Raw genomic sequence first — 19387 nt, forward strand, 5'->3', positions numbered from 1 at the left:
TAATGTGGCTGGATGTGACAGACATTAGCGCTGTAGGCAACGCCGAAAAGAGTCTTCCGATTCTTTTCGGCATTTTTATGCAATAAACCCCTGTTTTTAACAATGATATTCAATTTCTGGAAAAAACAGAAAGGATGAGCGGGATGGCATATTTAGAACAATTGGCTGAACAAGTGGGCATGTTGATGAATGCGGAAGTAGAAGTAGAAGGTGAAGGATGCATGGTTAAAAGAAAAAGGACCATCAACATTTCTTCCTATAATAAAAGCTTTTCTTGCACATTAGATCATGATATTTCCTTCAAAAACCTTAAAGACAATGGGCAGGCATTTAATCAGGCAGAGATTTTTTTATTGCCAGGAGAGCTCGCTTCTTTTATTAATGCGCTTCACCAGCATCCCATTCCTTTGCCGACCAGCTATCAGCACCGAATGGATATCAATCCGGATATCATTTGTGTGTATTTGTCCTCAGAAGAGCCGCCTGAAGATTTTGCCGTAAGGCTGTCAGCTGCATTCGATGCCATTGAGCAAAGCTCTCTTGTTTAAGCACCTGCTGAAAGAAAGGAGATCTACATGTTAACCAGATACAAACGGCCAAATGAAAAAATCGCTATGGGCCTGCTGTCATTCATGCCGAAAGAGCGGAACGTCAAACAGCTAAAAAAAACCATGGAATTGTATAATGAACATGCTGATTGGCAGCTTTTCCTCTGGAAATCGGGCGATAGTTATGTAGGGGCCGTCGGCATTCATATAGAAGATGATGAACGTTTTACAGTTCAGCATATTACGGTGATTCCTTCATTTCGGGGAGAGGGAATCGGCCACATGATGTTGGCGCGAGCTGAGAAGCTGATGGCTGGAAGAAGAGCGTTGCCGACTGAAGAAACAAAGGCTTTCATGTTAAAGTGCAAAGTTTAAAAAGTTAAATCAAGCCAGTTGCCTGAAAAACAGCAACTGGCTTTTTGCTGCGGAGAAATTTCCATCTTGGCCTCTTGAGAGCGTATAATAGAGGCATCTATCAGACTTAACTAAAGCGAAGTGAAGAGGTGTTCCTCATGATTATAATCATTGATAACCAGGATTCATTTACATACAATCTTGTTCATTATTTTGAGCAGCTTGATGATGCAGTGCGTGTTTTTCAGAACAACGAGCTTACCGCCAAACAACTAAAAAACTTCTCCCCTGATCTGATTGTGCTTTCTCCGGGTCCAGGGCGGCCAGCTGCCGAGGGAGTGAGCCAGGAAGTGCTAAAACAGTTGAGCGGCCAGGTTCCCATACTCGGCGTGTGCCTGGGACACCAAACCATCATCGAGTATTTTGGAGGACGAATCGTTAAAGGAAGCCAGCCGATGCATGGCAAAGTTTCTATGATAACACATGATGGTAATGGGTTATTTAAGGGGATTCCTACGCCCTCAGCTGTAACCCGCTACCATTCCCTAGTGGCAGAAGAACCCTTGCCTGAGTGCCTGATGGTGACGGCCCGCTCAGAAGATGGTGCAATCATGGCCGTTCGTCATCAAACGCTGCCAGTTGAAGGAATTCAGTTTCATCCTGAATCGATTTTGACGGCACAAGGATTTACTATGTTAAAAAATAGCTACCAATTGGCCAAGCAGTGGCAAGAAAATAGAAAGGGAGGTGTCAGTTGTGTCGAACCCTCACCTACTGTATGAGTTTCGGAATGAAAGCGGAGAAATTGAGCCATTGCTTTTCACCGAACCGCTACAAGTTTTTGAAACACACATTCTTGAAGAGGTACCCGCAATTTTGAAAAAAGTAGAAGCTGCCACTGACCAAGGGTTTTACGCAGCGGGCTATGTTTCCTACGAAGCTGCTCCGGCTTTTCATCCGGAAATGCAAGTGCAGCCTGCAGGTGAAATGCCGCTTGTGTGGTTTGGAATTTTCAACAAACCTCAAAAAGGTTTTTGCGATTTCACAGAGCAGGCCTACCAAGTTTCAGGGTGGAATATGACAAGCTCTGTCGAACGTTATAAACAAGGAGTGCGGAAAATCAAGCAGGCAATCGAAGAAGGAGATACTTATCAAGTAAATTACACAGAACGCCTTGTTTCAGAATTTGCCGGGAGTGACATGGGATTTTACCGGCAATTGGCGAGAAATCAACAAGCCGATTACGGTGCATACCTGAATCTTGGCAGGTTCCGCGTGCTATCAGCATCTCCTGAGTTGTTTTTTAAAGTCGAACAAGGCAAACTGACAGCCAAGCCGATGAAAGGAACAGCGCCGAGAGGACGTACAAGCTTAGAAGATCAACGGCAAATCGCCGCACTTTTGAATTCTGAAAAAGAGCGTGCTGAAAACCTCATGATTGTGGACTTGCTTCGCAACGACATGAGCCGATTGGCCAAGCCTGGGACTGTCCGAGCGGAACCGCTGTTTACCGTGGAAACCTATCCTACAGTTCACCAACTGACATCAACAGTCAGCGCCGAATTGGACCAAACAAAGACGATCCTAAACTGGTTCGAAGCCTTGTTTCCATGTGGATCGATTACGGGAGCTCCGAAAATCAGCACCATGAAATACATAGCCGCGTTGGAACAAACACCCAGGGAAGTATACTGTGGGGCCATTGGTTTTATCACGCCTGAAAAAAATGCGGTCTTCAATGTACCGATTCGGACGGTTGTCATTGACCACAAAGAAGGTACAGCGCGCTATGGTGTAGGCGGCGGCATCACTTGGGATTCTACTTCCGAAGGAGAGTACCGTGAATTGCAGACGAAAGCCGAAGTATTGACAGCGAAAAGGCCGCTGTTCAGCCTGTTGGAGTCTTTAAAGCTGGAGAACGGGAACTATCCGCTGCTGCCGTATCACCTGGCACGCCTTCAAGATTCTGCCGACTATTTTCATTTCCCGGGAAATATTCAAGGAGCAAAAAAAGCTTTAATAGAGCTTGCGCAAGAACATCCGAAAGGCATCTACAAAGTCCGCTTGTTGCTGGATCGAAAGGGCCAAGTAGAAGTGCAGGCTCAACAAACGGCTCCCATCGCAGCTCCGGTAACATGTGCGTTGGCATGTTCAGCCGTAAACAGCAAAGATCCATTTCTCTTTCACAAAACAACTCATCGTGCCGTATACGACAAGGCAGCGAGCGATCTTCCGACAGAGCTGTTTTCAGTATTGTTGTGGAATGAAAAGCAGCAGCTGACGGAATTCACTATCGGCAATCTGGTGCTTGAAAAAGACGGGAAGTTTTTCACACCGCCCATTTCTTGCGGCTTGCTGGCAGGAACATTTAGACAGAGTTTACTGGATGAACAAATCATCGAAGAAAAGGTCATCTATAAAGAAGAACTTCAAGACTATGATGCTGTTTGGCTAATCAATGGGGTCAGGGGATGGCTTGCTGTGGAACTAGTAAATGAAGAAGCTGTTCCTTTTGCCAAATAAACCATCTGTATATCGAAATCAAGAATCCTTCTTTCCAGACATATGCTTTGTCTGCTCTTCTTATAAATATTGTAATTTTCAGTTTATTGATGTTTAATAGAAGGTGAGAGAATTTTCCAATACAAGGAGGAAGAGTAGATGGACTTAGCGGGAAAAGTAGCAATTGTAACAGGTGGAGCATCCGGTATTGGCTTGGCAACAGCAAGAGCATTTCTTGAAAAAGGCGCAAAAGTGGTCATTGCTGACTACAACGAAGAAGGCGGCAAACAGGCCGAACAGCAATTAAAGCAAGGAGATTCTGAAGTGGCTTTTGTCTATGTCAATGTAGCTAGTGAAGCATCAGTTGAGCAATTGGTTGCGGCTACAGTCGAGCATTACGGAAAAGTTGACATCATGATCAACAATGCTGGGATTGGTGTCTTGGGAGTCACCCACGAATTGACCTATGAAGACTATCATAAAGTCATTTCGATCAACCAGGATGGCGTCTTTTTCGGTGCGAAACACGCCATTAAAAATATGCTTGAAAATGGCGATGGCGGCGTCATCATCAACACGTCCTCTATTTTGGGATCTGTCGGCGAAGGCGGCGCCTTTGCCTATAATGCCACTAAAGGTGCGGTAAACTTGATGACCAAATCTTTGGCCTTGCAGTACGCAGAACATGGAATTCGGGTAAATGCAGTGGCTCCTGGCTATGTGGAGTCCGGTATGGTCAGTAAAGAGGCTTTGGGTGACTTTTACGACGCGTTGGTGGGCAAGCATCCTGTCGGCAGACTCGGACAGCCGGAAGAAATTGCCCATGCCATGGTATTTCTTGTTGAAAATGAATTTGTAACGGGCACTACACTTATGGTTGACGGAGGCTATACCGCTCAATAAAGAAAGAAGAGCTGCTGCATGCAGCTCTTTTTTGTGTGAAAATTTTTACTTCTGGTCAGTTGAAAATCGGTTGGATGGAAAACCTGTAGGGGATAAAGTATGATTAACTCACAAGCTAAACCCTTGCCGTTAAAGGAGGTGATATCAGATGACAATCGCAGTCGAATTGTCAGCGTCAGAAAAAACTCGTGCAAAGCCTGGTATTTGGAGAGGCGATACTTTGCATGGGGACACAAGCAATTGTTAATCGCTCCCGCAAAACCCAGCCTTTCTTTCTGCCCGGCTTTTTTCCTTATACACGCAGCGAAAAAAACATAAGGAGTGGGCCCGCATGATTCATGTAAAAGAAACCAACCAGAACAGTGACAGTACGGCAGATAATTCGAAAGCGTTTATTCGGAACGACCAATACAATTTTATTAAGGACCAGACCAAAATCTTGGTGGCCGGACAAGCCAGCACAAATGATGCCGAAGTATTAAATGTTCTGCGGCATCTCGCACACGAAAAAGTCTACAAGCTGTTTCCGTCACTTACGGAACAGCAAAAGAAAATCCTTCATCCGTTGGTGCAGATAAAGGAACTCAACGATGCAGAAGCATTTTTGGGACAGCTTCAGCCCTATATCATTCCATTTGGAGCAGTCAGCGACCAAGGTTTGAAAAAATTATTTCCGAAAGCAAAAAAATTAAAGGGTCCAAAGCTTGAAGCGATCAACCTCGGCAGAACTTCCTATTTGGCATGGACAGAAAGTTCCAATTTGATGTATTTGGTTGTCCATGAAAATGGGGGATTGCTTGGTGTACAGGGCAGCTTTACACGCAGCGGCAAGCAAGGCATCTGCACTTTGTGCAACCGCCATAGCGAAGTTGGCATGTTCATTGCCAAAACGAAAAGTTCGGGACAGGACCAATTTATCAAGCGCGGCAATTACATTTGCCAGGATTCTGCAGCGTGCAACAGCAATGTTAAAACACTGGACCGTTTGAATGAGTTTATTGGCCAGTTCCAGAAATAAGAAAACCATAGAAGAACCAATCCATCCGTCGCAAAGCCGACTTTTGGATTGGTTCTTTTTTAGGGATCCATTTCATAAAGTACATGAACTTCTGGAAATAAATAAAAGCGAGAAGGTTCTTAAGTTTAGATGGTTTGGCTGCTTCTGGTTAAATCCTGAAAACCTAGCTGTTTAAATTATTTGAATTTTCTTTTAAATGACTATTGATTTATTTTGTAAGCGCTTTTATAATGGTGTTAATATCAAATGTCACGTAACTGAACAAATGTAAAGGGGGTGCGATTATGTGGGGATGGTTCATCGTGTTGTTTGCCGCTGTGTGGCTACTTCAACTTTGGATGACCAAAATGCAACTGAAAAACTACCACGGGACGATTAAAAAACTGAGCAGGAGGCCTTCAGGATACTTGGGGGTGGGGATTCAAAAACAGAAGCTAGGAATAGGCGCGATAGCGATTGTGGTAATTGATGAAGAAGGAACCGTTGTGGAAAGCCAATTGATGCGGGGGGTGACTGTGTTCAGCCGTTTTGAACCGTTTACGAACTATATCGGTTTGCCACTGGATGCATTAAAAGCAAAACTTGGAGAAGAGCCGGTAGATTTGGCTTTTAAAATGGCAATTGAAAAAATAGAGTCACAAATGAATGAGAAGACAAATTTAGCCGTATAAGGAGGAAGAAAAATGGATTTCTTAGTTAGATTAGCTGAAGGATTTATCGGAATGTTCCAAGCAGGCGGCGATACCTTTGTAGGTTTGGTGACTGGTATTATTCCACTGCTTATTGTTCTGATCACCGCGGTCAATGCGTTTATCCGATTGGTAGGGGAAGAGCGCATCAACCGGCTGGCCCGCAAGAGTACCAAAAATATCATTTTGCGTTACACGCTGTTTCCTGTCTTAGCGGTTTTCTTCCTGACCAACCCGATGGCTTATACATTCGGTAAGTTTTTGCCGGAAAAACAAAAGCCGGCTTTCTATGATTCCGCGGTTTCCTTTGTTCATCCAATCACGGGCTTGTTCCCTCATGCCAATCCTGCGGAACTCTTTGTCTACCTGGGTATTTCTGCTGGGATTACGCAATTAGGCTTTTCACTGGGGCCATTGGCAATTCGCTTCTTTATTGTAGGGGTCATCGTCATTTTGATTCGTGGCATTGTAACAGAGATTATTACGGTTCGGATGATGAAAGCGCGAGGCATGGAAGTTTAACAATCCGAGTGGTTTAAAAAAGGGAGGCAAAGAAAATGAGCAGCATTCATACGCCATTGAATTATAAGCCGGTGACCATAACAAAAGGCAGAGGCGGCTGGGGTGGTCCGCTAACCATTCGGCCAAATGAAGAAAAGCGCTATATTGTTTCGGTAACAGGAGGCGGCATTCATCCAATTGCAGAGGAAATTGCAAAGCTGACCGGCGCCGAAGCAGTAGATGGATTTAAAGGTTCCTATGATAAAGATACGATGGCTTGTGTTGTGATTGATTGCGGAGGAACGGCGCGCTGTGGCGTCTATCCGAAAATGAATGTGTTGACAGTCAACATCAACGCAACATCCCCTTCAGGGCCATTGATGAAGTTCATCACCGAAGAAAACTTCGTGTCGGGCGTTAAGCATGAAAACATCTCAGCAACAGCACCATATGAAGATCAAGACGCTGTAGAAGAGGCGGTCGAGAAAGTTGAAAGTCCCGCGGCACGTGAAAAAACCCCACAGGAAATAAAAGAAGAAGCAAAACTGAAAGCAGCGGGCTACCAGAAGCCGAAAAAAATGAACATCATTGAGAAAATCGGCCGTGGGGCAGGGAAAGTGGTCGGTATTTTCTATCAGGCAGGCCGGGAAACAATCGATCAGGTGCTGAAAAACATTTTGCCGTTTATGGCATTTGTCAGTATGCTCATCGGGATTATTGTCTATACCGGAATTGGTGATTTGATTGCCAACTTCGTTTCGCCGCTGGCTGGAAATATTGGCGGTTTGCTGATTCTCTCTGTAATTTGTGCATTGCCAATCCTGTCGCCGCTGCTTGGGCCAGGTGCAGTTATTGCGCAAGTGGTCGGTGTATTGGTCGGTGTGGAAATTGGCCGGGGAAATATCCCTCCGGAATTGGCATTGCCTGCGCTGTTTGCCATCAATCCGCAGGTTGGAGCAGATTTCGTGCCGGTTGGTCTGACTCTGGGAGAAGCGGAGCCGGAAACGATAGAAGTCGGGGTGCCAGCAGTCTTGCTGTCCCGTGTAATTACGGGTCCACTCGCGGTGGTTATTGCATACCTGTTCAGTTTCGGACTGTACAGCTGAAAAATAAGGAGGCAGTCAGGTGGAGGATATGATGACAAAGAAATACGAAGCGAAAATAATCGAAATTGGTGAAGAAGTCGAGATTTTTGTAGAAGAAAACATGCTGGTCATTTTCAATGATACGGTTCCCGAATCACTGCGGTCAATTGGCGTAATCCATGAACGGGCAGATCTTCTGGAGAAAGTTGAAGCCGGAGATGTGTTGGAAATCAGCGGAGAGCCGTACGAAATCTTGTTTGTCGGAAGCAAAGTCAATGACACGCTGGAAGAAATTGGACATTGCACCATCGCCTTTAATGGCGAAACGGAAGCCAGTCTGCCGGGAACCATGTGTGTGGAAAAGAAAGCGTTGCCCGAGTTGCAGGTCGGAACTGCAATTCGCATTATTAAGCGTTAAAAGAGGAGGTTGGCTCATGCTGGGCATCAACAGAAAACTCGAAGAACTTGAGCAGAACGGCGATATCATCAGAGTCGGGCTGGTTGGAGCTGGCCAAATGGGAAGAGGAATGATTTCCCAAATCGAAAGCATGGCAGGAATGCGCGTCGTCATCACTGCAGATATTCAAATTGACAATGTCATCAATGCCTACGTAAAGTCGGGAGTTGTGGCTGATGATGTTGTAGAAACAAACAATGAAGCGCAAGCGGTGACGGCCGTTAAAGAAGGAAAAGTAGTGGCGACAACAGACGCGCAGCTGGTGACGTCATTGCCGGAAGTGGATGTCGTCGTTGATGCTACTGGAGTTCCTGACATTGGAGCGAAGATTGCGTGGGATGCCATCTTAAATCGCAAGCATATTGTTATGCTGAACGTGGAGGCTGACGTAACGGTAGGGGTCATTTTGAAAAAAATGGCTGATGCCAGTGGAGTGGTCTACACAGGATCAGCTGGAGATGAACCAGGCGCGATCATGGAGTTGTTTGATTTTGCCGATGCGCTCGGATTTGAGGTAGTGGCTCTTGGCAAAGGCAAAAACAACCCATTGAACATCGATGCCAATCCGGATTCAGCCGCGGAAGAAGCTGCCCGTAAAGGAGCCAGCCCAAAAATGCTGGCTTCTTTCCAAGATGGCACAAAAACGATGGTTGAAATGACGGCGGTTGCCAATGCTACAGGATTTTTGCCTGATAAGCCTGGAATGCACGGTTTTGTTAGCGACGTAAAAGGCTTGCCGGAAATCTTCAAATCAACAGAAGCTGGCGGAAAAGTCACCAATAAACGGATTGTGGAATACATCAACGGGATTGCACCCGGTGTGTTTGCCATTATCGCTTCCGAAAAAGAAGAAGTAAATCATGAATTAAAATATTTGAGCATGGGAGATGGGCCGAATTATGTGCTTTACCGCCCCTACCACCTCACCAGCCTGGAAACACCCATATCGATCGCACGTGCCTACATTTACAACGAAGCGACCATTGCACCATGGCATGGGCTGCAGGCCGAAACCGTGACCGTCGCAAAGACCGACTTAGCCGCTGGTGATTTCTTGGACAGCATTGGCGGGTTTACGGTATACGGCCACATACTGACTGCGAAGGATGCCCATGCTCAACAAGCATTGCCGTTGGGGTTGGTCGACAAGAACGTACGTTTAAAACGAGATATTAAAAAAGGTGAAATTATCGGCTACAGCGATGTCGAGCAAACCAAAGATTCGACGATTTGGCGCTTGCGCCGCATGCAGGACGATACGTTTAAAGCGGAAGCCGAAAAAGAGAGAACGGTGAAAGCATAGTTTGTCCAATTTCATGTAAAGAAAAACCCAATCAACGAAATGAGAAGGTGTCCAAACATGGAAATTAAAACGATGGAAGCGGCTTTATTCTGCACCCATTGCAGAGAAGAAGTAAACCATGAAATCACGTACATCAACGATGATATAAAAAGCATTCGATGCGAGCAATGCAACAAAACCAAGCATCTGAGAGTGGACGTTAATAAGAAGTTCTACAAAGAAGTGTATGATCGGATTTCCACAAAGCCGAACCGAATGACGCAGGAATACAAGGATGACTTGAGTCACTTGCTGGTTTCCCTGCCGGTTCGAACCGTCAGCAAGCCCTACCGTTTGCTGAAAGATGTGAATGCTTCACGAAAAATCCTCAAGCGATACAAACAGAAAAAAAAGCCGAGTTAAATAGCTTCTCTGTCCAAGGGCCAGACTTCTCCATAACCATTCGAGAGGGATGGCCTTTTCAATTCACTTGACTAAATAATCAAAAAATATTATATTTTACATATGTCACACTATAGAACATATGTAAAGGGAGGAAGGAACATGACGCAAAAACTGAAGTTGCCGCCGCAAGTAAAAGAAACCGAATTGCGTGAGCTATACAAGCAAATGTGGTTGATCCGCTTTTTTGAAGAAAAGGTGGATGAGTTTTTTGCAAAAGGAATGATTCATGGAACGACTCACTTAAGTGTCGGCCAGGAAGCTTCGGCAGTGGGATCGATTGCCGTACTGGAGGATCAGGACAAAATCACCAGCACACACCGCGGCCATGGCCACTGCATTGCTAAAGGTGCGACCGTCAACGGCATGATGGCTGAACTTTTTGGGCGGACCACAGGCTACTGCAAGGGCAAAGGCGGATCCATGCACATTGCAGACGTGGATAAAGGAAATCTTGGAGCAAATGGCATTGTCGGAGGCGGATTTGCGATTGCGGCTGGAGCTGCATTGACTTCCCAAATGAAAGGATCAGGATACGTTGTCCTTTGTTTCTTTGGGGACGGTGCTTCAAATGAAGGAAGTTTCCACGAAGCGATTAATTTGGCGTCAATTTGGAAACTGCCAGTTGTTTTTATTTGTGAAAACAACCAGTATGGCATGTCGGGTCCGGTACGTGAAATGATCAACATTGAAGACATTGCCGCACGCGCCGCAAGCTACGGCATTCCAGGCAAAGTGGTTGATGGCAATGACGTATTTGACGTTATGAACGGCGTCAATGAAGCGGTGGAACGTGCACGAAACGGCGAAGGGCCGTCCATTGTTGAAGCGAAAACCTACCGCTCAAAAGGGCATTCGAAGAGCGATGCCAAAAAGTATCGGACACGCGAGGAAGAAAAAGAATGGCTCTTGCGGGATCCCATCAAGCTGATGGCTGAAATCATGATTGAGCAAGGAATTTTCACCCAGCAGGATGCGGAAGAAATCAAAGCAGAAGCCAAAAAGGATGTTGAAGAATCCGTAGAATTTGCAAAAAACAGTCCAGAACCGACATTGGATGCTTTGATGGAAGACATTTACGCATAAGGCGGAGCAAAGGAGAATCGACGCATGAGAGAGCTGACTTATTTAGAAGCGGTAAGAGAAGCCATGAGCCAAGAAATGCGGAACAACGAAGATGTCTTTGTACTGGGTGAAGATATAGGCGTTTATGGCGGTGCATTTGGTGTCACACGTGGAATGATTGAAGAATTTGGTCCGGAGCGGATTCGCAATACACCGATTTCCGAAGCCGCAATTTCAGGTACAGCTGTCGGAGCGGCGTTGACGGGAATGCGGCCCATTCTGGAGCTGCAGTTTTCCGATTTTATGACCATTGCGATGGACAATATGGTCAACCAGGCAGCAAAAATCCGCTATATGTATGGCGGCAAAGGAAAGGTTCCGATGGTACTTCGGACGCCAGCCGGTTCTGGAACTGGAGCAGCAGCACAGCATTCGCAAAGTTTAGAAGCATGGATGGCCCATATTCCTGGCCTGAAAGTGGTCCAGCCGTCAACTGCTTACGACGCTAAAGGATTATTGAAAGCGGCGATTGACGACGACAACCCGGTCATTTTTTACGAACATAAACTGTGTTACCGGACAAAATCCGATGTTCCGGAAGAAGCCTATTCGATTCCATTGGGCAAAGCGGATATCAAAAGGCAAGGAACAGATGTAACCATCGTTGCTACCGCAATTATGGTCCATAAATCATTAGAGGCAGCTGAAGAGCTCGAAAAAGAAGGAATCCATGTAGAAATCATCGATCCCCGTACACTTGTGCCGCTCGACATCGAAACCATCGTTGAATCTGTTAAAAAGACGGGGCGTCTAGTAGTGGTCCATGAAGCGGTGAAGCGCGGGGGATTTGGTGGGGAAATTGCCAGTCAGATTGCAGAAAGTGAAGCTTTTGATTACTTGGATGCACCCATCAAGCGACTGGGCGGAAAAGCGGTTCCGATTCCTTATAATCCGGAGCTGGAAAAAGCGGCGGTTCCAGCAGTCGCCGATATCGTAGCGGCCGCAAAAGAAACGCTAAACCGCTTGTAAGGAGGAAACGTAAATGGCAAAAGAAATTTTTATGCCGAAGCTGAGCAGTACGATGGAAGTCGGGACATTGCTCCAATGGTTCAAGGAAGAAGGCGACTCTGTCGAAGTAGGGGAGCCGTTGTTTGAAATCATGACCGACAAAATCAACATTGAAGTCGAGTCTTATGAAGAAGGAACCTTGCTAAAACGATATTTTGAAGAAGACGATGAAGTGCCAATCAATCATGTCGTCGGCTATATCGGAGAAGCAGGAGAGGAAGTTCCTGATTCGCCGCCTGGAGAGTCAGGCGTCAGCAGCAAGCCTGCTGCTGCGGGAATACCGGCAGAGCAGCAGGAGACTGAATCACCCGAACCACCCTCTGAACAGCCGGAACGGGTCCGGGCAACACCGGCTGCCCGGAGAGTCGCCCGGGAAAGAGAAATCCATCTCTTTGAAGTCGAAGGCACCGGTCCGAACGGGCGGATTCACCAAGCAGATGTTGAAGGTTTTGCCCCGGCTGCCGCAGCCGCCGTTGCCAGCCGTGCTACGCCGCTTGCTGAAAAAGTAGCGGCAGCAGAAGGGGTAAACTTGCAGGAAGTGGCCGGCAGCGGACCACGAGGGAAAATTTACAGGGCAGACGTAGAAGAAGTGGGCCAACCAGCTGCTGCTCTTCAAGCGGAACCGGCTAAACGTGTGAAGATGGCCGGGATTCGAAAAGCTGTGGCAGACCGAATGCTCCACAGCAAAACAACTGCACCGCACGTTACCCTTAACTGTGAAATTGATATGGCTGAAGCCGTAGCGATGCGCAAGCAATTGTTAGGACCTATTGAAAAACAGACCGGTTACCGCCTCAGCTATACAGAAATCATTTTAAAAGCGACGGCTCATGCCTTAAAGCGTCATCCGAATATTAACATTTCGCTCGAAGGCAATGAAATTGTCCATCATGCGTCCATCAATATCGGATTAGCGGTAGCATTGGAAGATGGCCTGTTGGTACCGGTGATCAAGGAAGCCGACCAAAAAGGATTAGCTGAACTGACTGTCGCCTGCAAAACGGCAGGACAGGCAGCCAAAGACGGCAAATTGAAACCGGCTGAACTGTCCGGTGGCACCTTTACCATCAGCAATCTGGGAATGTACGCGGTCGATACGTTCAATCCTGTCATCAATCAGCCGGAATCGGCAATTCTTGGCATTGGGCGAATCAATGAAAAACCAGTTGGCTTAAATGGTCAGATAGTGCTGCGCCCGATGATGGGCGTCGGGCTGTCATTTGACCATCGCGTCATTGATGGAGCCCCAGCTGCCGCTTTTTTGACAGATTTGAAAGCAGTGCTCGAAAACCCATTTGAACTACTAATGTAAGGGGTAGATCCTATTGAAGACATATGAAGTGGCGGTGATCGGGGGTGGACCGGCAGGCTATGTAGCAGCCATCAGAGCCGCAAACCTCGGAAAAACAGTAGCGGTGGTGGAAGCGAGGGAACTGGGCGGGACATGCCTCAACCGTGGCTGCATTCCTTCCAAAACTTTGCTGCGGCATGCCGAAGTCATCGAAAATATCGAGAAAGCCAAAAGCTGGGGCATTGAAACAGGGCCTGTCACAGTATCTCTGTCCAAGATGATGGAGCGAAAAGACCAAGTCATTCAAAAGTTGCGGACGGGCATAGCTTATTTGATGAAGCAAGGAAAAATCGACGTTTTGAATGGCTACGGGGAAGTTCAGCCGGACGGCATCATCCGCGTAGAACAAAACGGCCGCCAGGAAGCCATCAAAGCGGATAACATCATTTTAGCTACCGGCTCAAAACCGATTGTTCCGCCAATTCCAGGTCTGCAAGAAGGCAAATATCAGACGAGTGACACCATTTTTGATATCACGAAAATTCCAGAGTCACTGGTAATTGTAGGTGGAGGCATCATCGGCGTGGAATTTGCCTGCATCTTTGCTGCGCTTGGTGTAAAGGTCACCATCGTCGAAATGAGTGACCGGATTGTTCCAAGCGAAGATCCCCAGGCTGTAAAAGTATTGGCAAAGTCGCTAAAAAAGAAAGGGATTTCCATTCGGGCCTCAACTAAAGTGACAGGAGTCGAGCCGGGGGAAGAGAGCCAGCGCGTCTCTATTGAAAATCAAAAAGGCCAGACAGAAACCTTGCAGACAGAAATGATTCTTTTGTCAGTTGGAAGATCTCCAAATACATCAGCGTTCAGTTCACTGAATTTGGAGATGAATGGACCTTTTGTAAAAGTGGACGAATACATGGCGACCAGCCAGCCTGCTATCTACGCTGCCGGTGATTTGGTTGGCAATTGGCTGCTCGCACACGTTGCAAGTGCTGAAGGGCTGGTGGCCGCCTCCAATGCAGCAGGAAAAAAAGAGAAAATTGATTATCATGTTGTGCCGCGATGTGTGTATACGAGTCCTGAAATTGCCAGTGTCGGAATGACGGAACAAGAGGCGGAGCAAAAAGGCATTGCTTTTAAAGTAGTGAAAGTTGACCATGCTGGCAACGGCAAGGCGCTGACTTTGGGTGAACAGGAAGGCTTTACCAAATTGATTGCGGACACAACCTATGGTGAAATTTTGGGCGTGACAATGGTCGGCCCGCATGTTACCGAAATGATTGCGGAACCTTCTGCCTATATGCGTTTAGAAGGAACGGTGGACGAACTCGCATCGATGATCCACGCACATCCAACTGTTTCGGAAAGTCTTTATGAAGCTGCTGCTTCTTGGCTTGGAAAAGGCGTCCATCACTAAAAAGCCGATTGGCCGATGCATTAAGCATCGAACCAATCGGCTTTTTGCCGTTTCCACTTAAATTCAATCCGTTGATTGTTTGGGATGAAGCAGCAAGTCTGCCGTTACGTCATCGATGACCAGCACATCCAAATAGCCGCCTTTTAAGGCAGCCCGTATGCTTTCCACTTTATGTGCGCCTTCAACAATACCAATAACCTGCGGTATGTTTTTAAATTCTTCAAGGTCCAAGCCAATGACCAAATCGTTCAATGGATGCTTGATTTGGTTGCCATCCGCATCGTAGAAACGTGAACCGATATCACCTGCAGCACCGGCCAGTTTCAATGAAGCCAGGTCTTTTGAAGTCAAATACTGCATTTCCGTCATCGTTGAACCTTCAAACGGATTGCCAAGCCCCACGACTGCCATTTCCACGCTGCGCCCTTCTTTCAAAACCATCGCAATATCTTCTGATTGAACAAGGCGTTTTTTTAGCTCCAAAGACTCCACCATCGCGGGTGCATATAAATACGAGCAATAGGAATTCATTTTTTGTGCCAATTGGTAAGCAAGCAGATTCGAATGGATGTCGACCAACTTCCGGCCCATCCCCCCAACCAGTGGAACAATCTGCAAGTCCCGATGCTGCTCAAACGGGTATTCCTGGACAAACTTAGACAAGGTGCTGCCCCAAGAAATGCCCAATGATTTGATGCCTTTTATGTTTTTGGATACGTAGGAGGATGCTGCTTTACCGAGCGCATGCTTCACCATTTCCGTACTCAAATTGGCTGCTGGCACAACCAATGCTTCTTTCAGTTGATAGGTTGTTTCCAGTTGCTGTTCCAATTCTACAGTATGCGCGTTTTCATCTTTAATATAAATTTCCACAATGCCCATTTCCCGTGCTTTGTTCAGCAGTTTTGAAATGACCGGGCGGGAAACGCCCATCTTACTGGCGATTTGCGCCTGGGTTTGACCGTCGAAATAGTAGAGGTTAGCGACCTTTACGATCTGTCTGCGTTCTTCCCAATTCATCATCCTAGCACCTTCTCGTCAGAGTCCGATTAGCGGCTTTAAAGCTAACTTGTAAACCGCTTTCATGTCATTATTATACGGTTTTCCTGCTTTTTTGTATACCATTGCCAATGGAGATAACGGCCTGATTCGATCAATTAATAGCAGGGAATCTTCCTAAGCCGAGAAATTGAATCTAATTTTCCGCCAGGTTGTGTTCTATTATGGATTTTATAGCATTACAGGTTCCACGATGCGAATGCCGAAAAACTTGCCCATTAAAAAACTGCCGTTGCCCAATAAAGAATGGACAACGGCAGTTTTAGCATTTGATAGGGCAGAGCCATTAAAATGCGTATTGGAATAAAGCATAATAGAGAGGGGCGAGCATCAACAGCATGAGCAGCCCTGAAAAGACAGTCATGGATAAGGTGCCGGCTTCCGGCTCTTGTTCCGTGAAATGTGCCTTGATAAAAAAGAAAAACAGTAGGTCCCATAATACTACGGCGCCAAGAATCACTTGCCAGGCAAGTGGCGTGAAAATCTGGAAATGGGTCACAAATCCGAACAGCCCCACCCAGGCAATGACCGTAAATGCCAAGTCAATCAGAAAAATGGAGCTTTTATAGCCGCCATGAATGAAAAATGCAATTGTTGACGTAGCAAGAAGAGCCGCGTAAACGTACCAAAAAATTTGTATCATGAATTTATTCCTTCTTTCATAGACATCTTCCCCATTATAAAAGAAGGCGAGCGAAAATAAAATGTTTACGCTTATGGTTTTTTAGACGATAAAAGCAAGATTGAGGAGGCATCTTCTCTTTTTTGGTTATAGAATAGAGAACACAAGCGAGGCGCTGGGCTGAAGAGTGTCCGATTTTGGGATATAATGAGGCAAAGAGTCCAGTGAAATGCTGCACCCAATTCCAGTGGAGGGAGGCCAGATAATGGAGAAGATCAATTTTTCCTTTGAAGAGATGTGGGAAAAGGTTTTGGCCTGCGACCGGAAATACGACGGTCTTTTTTACACGGCGGTTAAAACCACCAAAATTTACTGCCGTCCATCCTGCCGTTCCCGGAAACCGAAAAAAACCAATGTCGACTTTTATTTGACGATGGCAGAAGCTGAGGCAAACGGATTCCGCGCATGCAAAAGATGCCAGCCGGAAACGGAGTATTCACCCGACGAAGAACTTACACGCCAAGTGATGGCTTATTTGACAGCCAATTACCGCGAAAGCATCAGCTTGCAGGACATAGCGGGCCATGTTGGCATGAGCCCGTCTTACTTGGAGCGCGTGTTCAAGCAGGAAACTTCTGAAACTCCCCGGTCCTGTCTGGAAAAGATTCGGATCGACAAGGCAGCACAGCTGCTCAAGCAAACCCAATTATCCAACCTGGAAATATGTTTTGAAGCAGGATTTCAAAGCCCATCCAATTTTTATAAAATATTCCGCAAGCTAAAAACGCATTCCCCACATGAATTTCGAAAGCTAAACGAGCCGGTATCTTCATGAAAAAGAGTGAGGAGCCGTATATGGAAATAAAAACGCCGGATGACTTTAATTTTACAGAATGCCTCATCCATCTTGGCAGATCGTCACAGGAAAACTTGTACCGGCTTGAAGACGGGGTTCTGACCAAACTATTGAAGCTTAACGGGAGACTTGTTCTGTTTCGCGTAATTTTGGGGACCGGAGCTTTGCGCATCGATTTTCCGCTTGGTGCTCCGCCAGAAGCCGAGAGCCGAATGGTTGCTTCCCACGTGGAGGATTGGTTTGATCTGGTAACAGATTTACGGGGCTTTTACGCCATGTCGGAAACGGATCCGGTGCTGAGCGGAGTAGTCCAGCAATATTACGGATTGCGGATCATGGGCGTTCCGGATTTGTTTGAAGCGCTCGTCTGGGCGGTGATGGGCCAGCAGATCAACCTGACCTTTGCTTATACTTTAAAGAAACGATTTGTCGAAAATTATGGGGAGTCCTTGATTTACGAAGGTGAACAATATTGGGCGTTTCCAAGTGCTGAGGCTATCGCCGAGCTGGACGTCGCTGATTTAAAAGCATTGCAGCTCACTGGCCGAAAAGCAGAATACATTCTCGCCATTGCTTCTGCAATAGCAACCGGCGATTTAGAAAAGGAACGGCTGCTCCAGGAAGAGGATGCGGAAGCGGTGTTGCTGAAAATTCGGGGTATTGGCGCATGGTCGGCCAATTACGTCATGATGAAATGCCTGCACAGCCAATCGGCCTTTCCTCTAGCAGACGTTGGCCTGCACAATGCGTTAAAGGCTCAGTTAGAAATGGAACGAAAACCAACAATCGAAGAAATTACAAAACTGGCGAAAAATTGGGAAGGGTGGCAAGCATATGCCACATTCTATCTATGGAGGTCTTTATTATGAATGAATTGCATCAGGTTGAATTTCAATCGCCCATTGGCATCGTAGAAATCGTTGGAACAAAAGATGTGATCACGTCCATCTTGTTCAGTGAAAAAGATACAGTGGATTTTCCAGTCAATCCGGACAGCCCGCAGGTGATCGTCGATTGTCAGCAGCAGCTGGAAGAATACTTCAAGGGACAGCGTATGGAATTTGATTTTCCGGTCACCTCCACAGGTACGCCGTTTCAACAAAAAGTATGGTCGGCATTGACCGAAGTTCCGTATGCAACAACCGTCTCATACGGGGCCATCGCCAAAGCGGTTGGCAGCGACAAAGCCGTAAGAGCAGTGGGGAACGCAAACAGCAAAAACAAACTCACCATCGTCGTGCCGTGCCACCGAATCATTGGGGCTACCGGCAAACTAACGGGTTACGCTGGCACATTGACGCGGAAAGAATGGCTGCTCCGCCACGAAAAAGAGGTTGCCGAAAATCATCAGTCCGTCCATAAGGCGTGATGAAACTTAGCGCGTTCATCTGAGAACGATAAGGATACAAATAGACCGCTGATTCGCTTCTGAATCAGCGGTCTTAAAATTGAGATGGTTCCAGTCACGGGCCTTTACCTATCATCTTATTTGTTGAGTCAAACCATCTTGATCGTTGAACTGGATTTTTCCAATCTTTCCTTCTTGCGGAACAATCGTGTTGCCATCAAAATTATATTGGCTTGTTTCGCCGTCTTCATTTTCATAGCTGACGACAAAAGTGAAGTTATAAAGAGTGGGTTCATTTTCGCTTTGAGTGATTTCGATCTCAGTAGTGTTTAGATTGTATTCAGCATTAGAAAAACTGTATGAAAAAGCACTTGTATTGATGAATGTTTCATAGCCATTCTCTGTGAAATATGGGAAGTAGGTTTCCTCCATGTACTCAATGTATTCTTGGTATTCAGGTGTCTCCAGCCACGCGTTATACTCTTCTTGATCCATCTCGGCAGTTTGTATTTCCGTTGCACCCTCCCACAAGTCCCTGTATTTTTCATCAGGGCCATTAAACTCTTTCTCAATCACCGCTTGAATAGCTTGTTTATTTTTGTCTGCAGAGGCGGCTTCATTAGCTGCTTCGGGATTTGAGCAACCGGCAATGAGTAAAAAAGAACATATTATAAACAGAAAACCTAATAGTTTTGGCAAAAAGGCTTGTTCATTGTGTTTGAAATTCTTCATCACAATTCCTCCTTATAAAGTTAAACGTAATATGTTTGCTGCAGTGTTCATAACTTTAATACGGATGAACTTCTAGTAAGTTCCATTTTTTTACATGAAAATCTGTTTCATGAACCCATAGTTTATAA

22 protein-coding genes are annotated in these 19387 nt (G+C 46.2%); 19 read left to right on the top strand and 3 right to left on the bottom strand.

Features of this window, described 5'->3' with window-relative positions; genetic code table 11:
* Positions 1-143: 143 nt before the first annotated feature.
* From AC4EHK_RS00870 to lpdA, 16 genes are all read left to right on the top strand, one after another.
* Positions 144-548, top strand: a complete 405-nt coding sequence (locus AC4EHK_RS00870; protein ID WP_490976911.1) for a DUF1259 domain-containing protein — start codon at positions 144-146, stop codon at positions 546-548.
* Between the two features lie 27 nt (positions 549-575).
* Positions 576-923 (top strand): GNAT family N-acetyltransferase, encoded by a 348-nt coding sequence (locus AC4EHK_RS00875; protein ID WP_490976912.1) that lies wholly within the window; start codon positions 576-578, stop codon positions 921-923.
* Between the two features lie 137 nt (positions 924-1060).
* Entirely contained in the window at positions 1061-1684 is a 624-nt protein-coding gene (locus tag AC4EHK_RS00880) for an anthranilate synthase component II (protein WP_490976913.1), read from the top strand.
* The gene (pabB, locus tag AC4EHK_RS00885) at positions 1659-3425 is read left to right on the top strand and encodes an aminodeoxychorismate synthase component I (protein ID WP_490976914.1); all 1767 of its coding nucleotides are present in this window, start codon (positions 1659-1661) and stop codon (positions 3423-3425) included. Before AC4EHK_RS00880 ends, pabB begins: the two co-directional genes overlap by 26 nt.
* A gap of 138 nt (positions 3426-3563) precedes the next feature.
* A complete protein-coding gene (locus AC4EHK_RS00890; protein WP_490976915.1) occupies positions 3564-4307 on the top strand; it encodes an SDR family NAD(P)-dependent oxidoreductase in 744 nt (247 codons plus the stop codon).
* A gap of 331 nt (positions 4308-4638) precedes the next feature.
* Positions 4639-5325: a FusB/FusC family EF-G-binding protein gene (locus AC4EHK_RS00895; RefSeq protein WP_490976916.1), complete on the top strand. Its 687-nt coding sequence runs from the start codon at positions 4639-4641 to the stop codon at positions 5323-5325.
* A 284-nt stretch (positions 5326-5609) separates the two neighbouring features.
* Positions 5610-5996, top strand: a complete 387-nt coding sequence (locus AC4EHK_RS00900; RefSeq protein ID WP_490976917.1) for a transcriptional regulator GutM — start codon at positions 5610-5612, stop codon at positions 5994-5996.
* A gap of 12 nt (positions 5997-6008) precedes the next feature.
* Positions 6009-6536: a PTS glucitol/sorbitol transporter subunit IIC gene (srlA, locus tag AC4EHK_RS00905; RefSeq protein ID WP_490976918.1), complete on the top strand. Its 528-nt coding sequence runs from the start codon at positions 6009-6011 to the stop codon at positions 6534-6536.
* A gap of 35 nt (positions 6537-6571) precedes the next feature.
* Entirely contained in the window at positions 6572-7621 is a 1050-nt protein-coding gene (gene srlE, locus AC4EHK_RS00910; RefSeq protein ID WP_490976919.1) for a PTS glucitol/sorbitol transporter subunit IIB, read from the top strand.
* 28 nt (positions 7622-7649) lie between these two features.
* A complete protein-coding gene (locus AC4EHK_RS00915; protein WP_490977904.1) occupies positions 7650-8018 on the top strand; it encodes a PTS glucitol/sorbitol transporter subunit IIA in 369 nt (122 codons plus the stop codon).
* A 16-nt stretch (positions 8019-8034) separates the two neighbouring features.
* A complete protein-coding gene (locus AC4EHK_RS00920; RefSeq protein WP_490976920.1) occupies positions 8035-9360 on the top strand; it encodes an NAD(P)H-dependent oxidoreductase in 1326 nt (441 codons plus the stop codon).
* A gap of 57 nt (positions 9361-9417) precedes the next feature.
* A complete protein-coding gene (locus tag AC4EHK_RS00925; RefSeq protein ID WP_490976921.1) occupies positions 9418-9762 on the top strand; it encodes a bh protein in 345 nt (114 codons plus the stop codon).
* 141 nt (positions 9763-9903) lie between these two features.
* The gene (locus AC4EHK_RS00930) at positions 9904-10887 is read left to right on the top strand and encodes a thiamine pyrophosphate-dependent dehydrogenase E1 component subunit alpha (protein ID WP_490976922.1); all 984 of its coding nucleotides are present in this window, start codon (positions 9904-9906) and stop codon (positions 10885-10887) included.
* Between the two features lie 24 nt (positions 10888-10911).
* Positions 10912-11895: an alpha-ketoacid dehydrogenase subunit beta gene (locus AC4EHK_RS00935; RefSeq protein WP_490976923.1), complete on the top strand. Its 984-nt coding sequence runs from the start codon at positions 10912-10914 to the stop codon at positions 11893-11895.
* 13 nt (positions 11896-11908) lie between these two features.
* Positions 11909-13246 carry a dihydrolipoamide acetyltransferase family protein gene (locus tag AC4EHK_RS00940; RefSeq protein ID WP_490976924.1) on the top strand — a complete coding sequence of 446 codons (1338 nt, stop codon included), beginning with the start codon at positions 11909-11911 and terminating at the stop codon, positions 13244-13246.
* 13 nt (positions 13247-13259) lie between these two features.
* The gene (lpdA, locus tag AC4EHK_RS00945) at positions 13260-14642 is read left to right on the top strand and encodes a dihydrolipoyl dehydrogenase (RefSeq protein WP_490976925.1); all 1383 of its coding nucleotides are present in this window, start codon (positions 13260-13262) and stop codon (positions 14640-14642) included.
* 63 nt (positions 14643-14705) lie between these two features.
* On the opposite strand, the gene AC4EHK_RS00950 is transcribed toward lpdA, so the two are convergent.
* Together AC4EHK_RS00950 and AC4EHK_RS00955 are read right to left on the bottom strand one after the other, a co-directional pair.
* Complete coding sequence (locus AC4EHK_RS00950) at positions 14706-15665, bottom strand: sugar-binding transcriptional regulator (RefSeq protein WP_490976926.1); 960 nt, start codon at positions 15663-15665, stop codon at positions 14706-14708.
* 322 nt (positions 15666-15987) lie between these two features.
* The gene (locus tag AC4EHK_RS00955) at positions 15988-16344 is read right to left on the bottom strand and encodes a hypothetical protein (protein ID WP_490976927.1); all 357 of its coding nucleotides are present in this window, start codon (positions 16342-16344) and stop codon (positions 15988-15990) included.
* A 244-nt stretch (positions 16345-16588) separates the two neighbouring features.
* Between AC4EHK_RS00955 and AC4EHK_RS00960 the strand changes: the two genes are divergently transcribed.
* From AC4EHK_RS00960 to AC4EHK_RS00970, 3 genes are read left to right on the top strand one after another with little or no spacing between them, the layout of a single operon-like run.
* Positions 16589-17158, top strand: coding sequence for a bifunctional transcriptional activator/DNA repair enzyme AdaA (locus tag AC4EHK_RS00960; RefSeq protein WP_490976928.1), 570 nt, complete (start codon positions 16589-16591; stop codon positions 17156-17158).
* Between the two features lie 20 nt (positions 17159-17178).
* On the top strand, positions 17179-18048 hold the full coding sequence (locus AC4EHK_RS00965; protein WP_490976929.1) for a DNA-3-methyladenine glycosylase family protein: 870 nt from the start codon (positions 17179-17181) through the stop codon (positions 18046-18048).
* Positions 18045-18548 (top strand): methylated-DNA--[protein]-cysteine S-methyltransferase, encoded by a 504-nt coding sequence (locus tag AC4EHK_RS00970; RefSeq protein ID WP_490976930.1) that lies wholly within the window; start codon positions 18045-18047, stop codon positions 18546-18548. The genes AC4EHK_RS00965 and AC4EHK_RS00970 overlap by 4 nt, the downstream gene beginning before the upstream one ends.
* A 111-nt stretch (positions 18549-18659) precedes the next feature.
* Here AC4EHK_RS00970 and AC4EHK_RS00975 read toward each other — a convergent pair whose 3' ends face one another.
* Positions 18660-19259 (bottom strand): hypothetical protein, encoded by a 600-nt coding sequence (locus tag AC4EHK_RS00975; protein WP_490976931.1) that lies wholly within the window; start codon positions 19257-19259, stop codon positions 18660-18662.
* Between the last annotated feature and the right edge of the window lie 128 nt (positions 19260-19387).

The organism is Planococcus sp. TJ-307, assembly GCF_058268435.1.

Bases quoted from the DNA above. Each gene is read 5' to 3' on its own strand.
- AC4EHK_RS00890 (WP_490976915.1), top strand. From the start codon at position 3,564: ATGGACTTAGCGGGAAAAGTAGCAATTGTAACAGGTGGAGCATCCGGT.
- AC4EHK_RS00870 (WP_490976911.1), top strand. From the start codon at position 144: ATGGCATATTTAGAACAATTGGCTGAACAAGTGGGCATGTTGATGAAT.
- srlA (WP_490976918.1), top strand. From the start codon at position 6,009: ATGGATTTCTTAGTTAGATTAGCTGAAGGATTTATCGGAATGTTCCAA.
- srlE (WP_490976919.1), top strand. From the start codon at position 6,572: ATGAGCAGCATTCATACGCCATTGAATTATAAGCCGGTGACCATAACA.
- AC4EHK_RS00900 (WP_490976917.1), top strand. From the start codon at position 5,610: ATGTGGGGATGGTTCATCGTGTTGTTTGCCGCTGTGTGGCTACTTCAA.
- AC4EHK_RS00950 (WP_490976926.1), bottom strand. From the start codon at position 15,665: ATGATGAATTGGGAAGAACGCAGACAGATCGTAAAGGTCGCTAACCTC.
- AC4EHK_RS00920 (WP_490976920.1), top strand. From the start codon at position 8,035: ATGCTGGGCATCAACAGAAAACTCGAAGAACTTGAGCAGAACGGCGAT.
- AC4EHK_RS00965 (WP_490976929.1), top strand. From the start codon at position 17,179: ATGGAAATAAAAACGCCGGATGACTTTAATTTTACAGAATGCCTCATC.
- AC4EHK_RS00895 (WP_490976916.1), top strand. From the start codon at position 4,639: ATGATTCATGTAAAAGAAACCAACCAGAACAGTGACAGTACGGCAGAT.
- AC4EHK_RS00935 (WP_490976923.1), top strand. From the start codon at position 10,912: ATGAGAGAGCTGACTTATTTAGAAGCGGTAAGAGAAGCCATGAGCCAA.
- AC4EHK_RS00970 (WP_490976930.1), top strand. From the start codon at position 18,045: ATGAATGAATTGCATCAGGTTGAATTTCAATCGCCCATTGGCATCGTA.
- AC4EHK_RS00975 (WP_490976931.1), bottom strand. From the start codon at position 19,259: ATGAAGAATTTCAAACACAATGAACAAGCCTTTTTGCCAAAACTATTA.
- AC4EHK_RS00925 (WP_490976921.1), top strand. From the start codon at position 9,418: ATGGAAATTAAAACGATGGAAGCGGCTTTATTCTGCACCCATTGCAGA.
- AC4EHK_RS00940 (WP_490976924.1), top strand. From the start codon at position 11,909: ATGGCAAAAGAAATTTTTATGCCGAAGCTGAGCAGTACGATGGAAGTC.
- AC4EHK_RS00915 (WP_490977904.1), top strand. From the start codon at position 7,650: ATGATGACAAAGAAATACGAAGCGAAAATAATCGAAATTGGTGAAGAA.
- AC4EHK_RS00880 (WP_490976913.1), top strand. From the start codon at position 1,061: ATGATTATAATCATTGATAACCAGGATTCATTTACATACAATCTTGTT.
- AC4EHK_RS00955 (WP_490976927.1), bottom strand. From the start codon at position 16,344: ATGATACAAATTTTTTGGTACGTTTACGCGGCTCTTCTTGCTACGTCA.
- AC4EHK_RS00960 (WP_490976928.1), top strand. From the start codon at position 16,589: ATGGAGAAGATCAATTTTTCCTTTGAAGAGATGTGGGAAAAGGTTTTG.
- AC4EHK_RS00875 (WP_490976912.1), top strand. From the start codon at position 576: ATGTTAACCAGATACAAACGGCCAAATGAAAAAATCGCTATGGGCCTG.
- AC4EHK_RS00930 (WP_490976922.1), top strand. From the start codon at position 9,904: ATGACGCAAAAACTGAAGTTGCCGCCGCAAGTAAAAGAAACCGAATTG.